Origin of the sequence: Porticoccus sp. (assembly GCF_041592135.1) — a bacterium.
GTDB lineage: Bacteria > Pseudomonadota > Gammaproteobacteria > Pseudomonadales > Porticoccaceae > Porticoccus.
This window is the reverse complement of sequence record NZ_JBFHQR010000161.1, coordinates 1-4,572: the sequence shown is the minus strand read 5'-3', so window position 1 is coordinate 4,572 and position 4,572 is coordinate 1. Positions and strand designations below refer to the sequence as shown.

General features: G+C 58.6%; 4 protein-coding genes. All 4 read left to right on the top strand.

Annotated elements, in window-relative coordinates; genetic code table 11:
• Positions 1–529, top strand: a 529-nt coding sequence (gene cysC, locus ABY948_RS11320) for an adenylyl-sulfate kinase (protein WP_461482644.1), incomplete at its 5' end; no start/stop codon positions are given.
• A 59-nt stretch (positions 530–588) separates the two neighbouring features.
• On the top strand, positions 589–1,779 hold the full coding sequence (sat, locus tag ABY948_RS11315) for a sulfate adenylyltransferase (protein WP_461482643.1): 1,191 nt from the start codon (positions 589–591) through the stop codon (positions 1,777–1,779).
• A gap of 59 nt (positions 1,780–1,838) precedes the next feature.
• Positions 1,839–2,798, top strand: a complete 960-nt coding sequence (locus ABY948_RS11310) for a DHH family phosphoesterase (RefSeq protein ID WP_461482642.1) — start codon at positions 1,839–1,841, stop codon at positions 2,796–2,798.
• A gap of 109 nt (positions 2,799–2,907) precedes the next feature.
• Positions 2,908–4,389, top strand: coding sequence for a potassium/proton antiporter (locus ABY948_RS11305; protein WP_461482641.1), 1,482 nt, complete (start codon positions 2,908–2,910; stop codon positions 4,387–4,389).
• The last annotated feature ends 183 nt before the right edge of the window (positions 4,390–4,572 follow it).

Below are 4,572 nucleotides of genomic sequence, written 5' to 3'. Positions count from 1 at the left end.
CCTGTGGTTCACCGGGCTTTCCGGCAGTGGCAAGAGCACCGTCTCGGTGGCACTGGAAAGCGCCCTGTACGAACATGGCAAGCTCGCCTACCGGCTGGACGGTGACAATATTCGCCTGGGCATCAATAAAAACCTGGGATTCAGCGCTGCAGACCGCACCGAAAACATCCGCCGTATCGGGGAAATCGCCAAACTGTTTGTGGATTCCGGCATCATCTCCCTATCCAGCTTCATCAGTCCCTACCGGGAAGATCGAGACACCGTGCGCCGCCTCCATAAAGAGTCGGGGTTCGATTTTATTGAGATCCATGTGGACTGCCCGCTTGAGGAAGCGGAAAAACGCGACCCGAAAGGACTTTACAAAAAAGCCCGCGCCGGGGAGATTAAAAACTTCACAGGTATTGACGACCCCTATGAAGCCCCGGAAAATCCCGAAATTCATTTGCGGACTGACCAGATGACCCTGGAAGAGGAAGTCGACACCATCATCGACTACCTGAAAAGCCATGGTTTCCTGGCTGGAATCTGACCGGACTCCACCGCTATCCCGCTCACAGTAAAGCCCCGTTAATCACAGGAGATATCACCGTGATCAAGCCCCACGGCTCAGACACATTGAATCCGCTTTTTGTTTACGACACCGAGAAACATCACCAACTGCTGAAAGAGGCTGAAAACCTCCCCTCACTGCTGCTTAACTCGGCAGCGGCGGCCAATGCGGTGATGCTGGGCGCGGGCTACTTCAATCCCCTCACCGGTTACATGAACCTGGCGGACGCCCTGAGTGTCGCCGCCACACTGCACACCAGCGACGGGCTGTTCTGGCCGGTGCCCATCATCAATCTGGTAGACGACATCAGTGCCATCGAAGGCGCCAAACGCATCGCCCTGCGCGATCCCAACACCGAGGGCAACCCGGTGATGGCGATTATGGATGTGGCGCAGATCGAAACCGTCAGCGACCAGCAAATCCGCACCATGGCCGAACAGATCTTCGGCACCCTCGATCCCGAACACCCCGGGGTGGCCACCTTTACCAGCCTCGGCAACAACCTGGTCTCCGGCAACATCCAGGTACTGAGCTTCAGCTACTTCCAGAGTGATTTTCCCGATACCTTCCGCACCGCCGTGGAAATTCGCAACGAGATCAGCGAGCGCGGCTGGGAAAAAGTGGTCGCCTTCCAGACCCGCAACCCCATGCACCGCGCCCACGAAGAACTGTGCCGCATGGCCATGGAACGGCTTGAAGCCGATGGCGTGGTGGTCCACATGCTGCTCGGCAAACTGAAAAAAGGCGACATTCCCGCGCCGGTACGGGATGCCTGCATCCGCACCATGGTGGAACACTATTTCCCCAAAAATACCGTGATGGTCACCGGCTACGGCTTCGACATGCTCTACGCAGGCCCCCGGGAAGCGGTGCTGCACGCGGTATTCCGCCAGAACATGGGCGCCACCCACCTGATTGTCGGTCGCGACCACGCCGGTGTCGGCGACTACTACGGCGCCTTCGATGCGCAGACCATCTTCGATGACAAGGTTCCCGCCGGAGCACTGGAGATCGAGATTTTCCGCGCCGATCACACCGCCTTCTCCACGAAACTGGGACGGGTAGTGATGATGAATGAAGCGCAAGACCATGAGAAAGAGGACTTTATCCTGCTCTCCGGCACCAGAGTGCGGCAGATGCTGGGTGACGGCATCGCCCCACCACCGGAGTTCTCCCGTCCGGAAGTCGCGCAAATCCTGATGGATTACTATCGCTCGGAAAACGGCTGATATCCCATCCCTTCTCGTCAGCAGGGCGGACTGCCGCCCCCGGCAACGGTGATTTCTCTATGGCAGATTTCGATGTATTCAATGGCGATGCCGACGGCATCTGCGCCTTAACCCAGTTGCAACTGGCGAGCCCCAGGGAAAGCACCCTGGTCACCGGGGTCAAACGGGATATCGACCTGCTCAAACAGGTCACCGCCGGTCGGGGTGACCGGGTCACCGTGCTGGACGTGTCGCTGGACAAAAACCGCGACGACCTGGTGCGACTGCTGCAGGCCGGGGCGGAAGTGTTTTATGTGGATCACCACTTCCCCGGCGAGATTCCACAGGCGCCGGCACTGACGGCGCTGATCAACGAGGCCCCGGAAATCTGCACCAGCCTGCTGGTAAACAGCCACCTGAAAGGCGCCTTCGCCCCCTGGGCGGTGGTCGGGGCATTCGGAGACAACCTGGATAAAAGCGCCCTGGCCCTGGCCAGCTCCCTGGATCTGGATGAAGCGCAGCTGGCGCAACTGAAAAATCTCGGCATCTACATCAACTACAATGGCTACGGCTCGACCCTGGAAGACCTGCATTTCCATCCGCAGCAGCTGTTCCGCCAGGTCAGCGCCTACGCCAACCCCCTCGACTTCATCAGCGCTGGCCGCGAGCACTTTGACAGGCTGGAAACCGGCTATCACACGGATATGGCGGCGGCGGCCAATTTGCCGCCGGAAAAAGTTTCCGACCAGACAGCGGTTTTCATTCTGCCCGACCAAGCCTGGGCGCGCAGAGTCAGCGGCGTGTTCAGCAACGACCTCACCAACCTGCATCCTAGCCGCGCCCACGCGGTGCTGACCGAAAAAGCCAATGGCAACTTCCTGGTCAGTGTCCGGGCACCGCTATCCAACCGCACCGGAGCCGCAGAGCTGTGTCGTCGCTTTCCAACCGGTGGCGGTCGCGAGGCCGCCGCAGGTATCAATGATCTCCCCGCAGATCAGCTGAACGCATTTATCGATGCCTTTCAGGCACAATACCGGTAATAGTCGCCCCGGCTCCTTCGCCTCCCCTTTTGTTCCAGGAGGGCCCGAAAACCTTTTTATCGGAATCGAAGTCCAAGATAGACGACTGACAGCGCTGCAAAGGAGATTTATGCCCTCGCTCGATTTCATCACCCTGCCCCTGATGGCGGCTGCCGCGTTGATCTTCGTCGCAGTATTTACCGGCATACTGTCTTCCCGGATAGGCTTCCCGTTCCTGCTGGTATTCCTGCTGGTGGGTGGCCTCAGCGGCGTCGATGGAATCGGTGGTATCGGTGGTATCGTATTCGATGATTTCGTATTGAGTTTCTGGGTAGGGAACGTCGCCCTGGCAGTGATTCTCCTGGACGGCGGGTTGCGCACCCATGCCTCCACTTTCCGTACCGGCCTAAAACCCTCCCTCTCACTAGCCACCCTCGGCGTACTGCTGTCCGCTGCGATAACAGGGCTGGCCAGTTTATGGATTCTCGATCTCGACTGGCCAATGGCCATGCTGCTCGGCGCTATTGTGGGCTCGACAGACGCCGCGGCCGTATTTTCTCTGCTGAAATCCTGTGGCGTAAGACTGAACGAGCGGGTGACGGCAACCCTGGAAATCGAGTCTGGCGTCAACGATCCGATGGCGGTGTACCTGACACTGACGTTTATCGGTATCGCCGCCAGTTTTCGGGAAGAAACCCTGTCCCTTCGCGGTGTTGATATGCTGCTGGATTTCGTCCGCCAATTTGGCTACGGAGGGACCATCGGGCTACTGGCTGGACACGGCGTGGCCATTATGATGACTCGTATCCGGGCTTTGCTGGACAGTGAGGCCGGCATTCTGGCACTGCTGCTGATGTCGGCGGGCATCGGTGTGTTTGCTCTTGCCACCTGGCTGGGTGGATCAGGATTTCTGGCCGTCTACCTGTTTGGCCTGCTGGTCGGGAACCGGGCGCGGCGGGCTGTGCGCCAGGCACTCTCCGCCATGGATGGCTTTGCCTGGCTCTCTCAGGCGTCCATGTTCCTGCTGCTCGGCTTATTGGTCACGCCCAGCGAAATGACCTCGAGCCTCCTGCCAGCTTTGGGTATCGCACTGCTACTGATCTTTATCGCCCGTCCCCTGGCAGTATTTATCTGCCTCACGCCGTTCCATTTTTCCTTCAAGGAGACGCTCTTTATTGCCTGGGTCGGCCTGCGCGGAGCGGTACCCGTTGTGTTGGCGATTTTTCCGTTGATGGCCCACTTGGAAGGCGCGCGAACTCTTTTTAACGTCACCTATGCCGTGGTGGTCACATCACTGCTGATCCAGGGCACCACCCTCGCCTGGGTGGCGCGCAAACTCGGCCTGGTGCTGCCGGCCCGGGACGACCGCCAGAACTTCCGGAAAGTATTTGGCGATTTCGTACTGGACGCAGCGATCTCCGTTCGGGAGATATGTGACTTCTACAACCTGCCAGAGCCAGAGGAGAGCGAGATGAGCCTGAGCCTCTGGATCACTACCACATTGAAGCACCCGCCAATCATTGGCGATAGAGTATCCCTCGGCCAGGCGGAACTGGTGGTCAGGCAGCTGCAAGGGGACGAGATCAGTCAGGTGGGCATGAAACTACCCTGACCTGTGGGCTGATTATCACGGTGACCCGCAACTGCGGATAGGCTAGGGCCTGTTCACACTAATTTGGTTGCCTCTGTTGTGACTAAAAAAGCGCCAATCTAGGCGCGAGAAATGAATTTAGTGGTTCTAACTGAGTGACGAGCAACGACGAGTGGCGCTTTTTTAGCCGCAACCCGAAGGGCT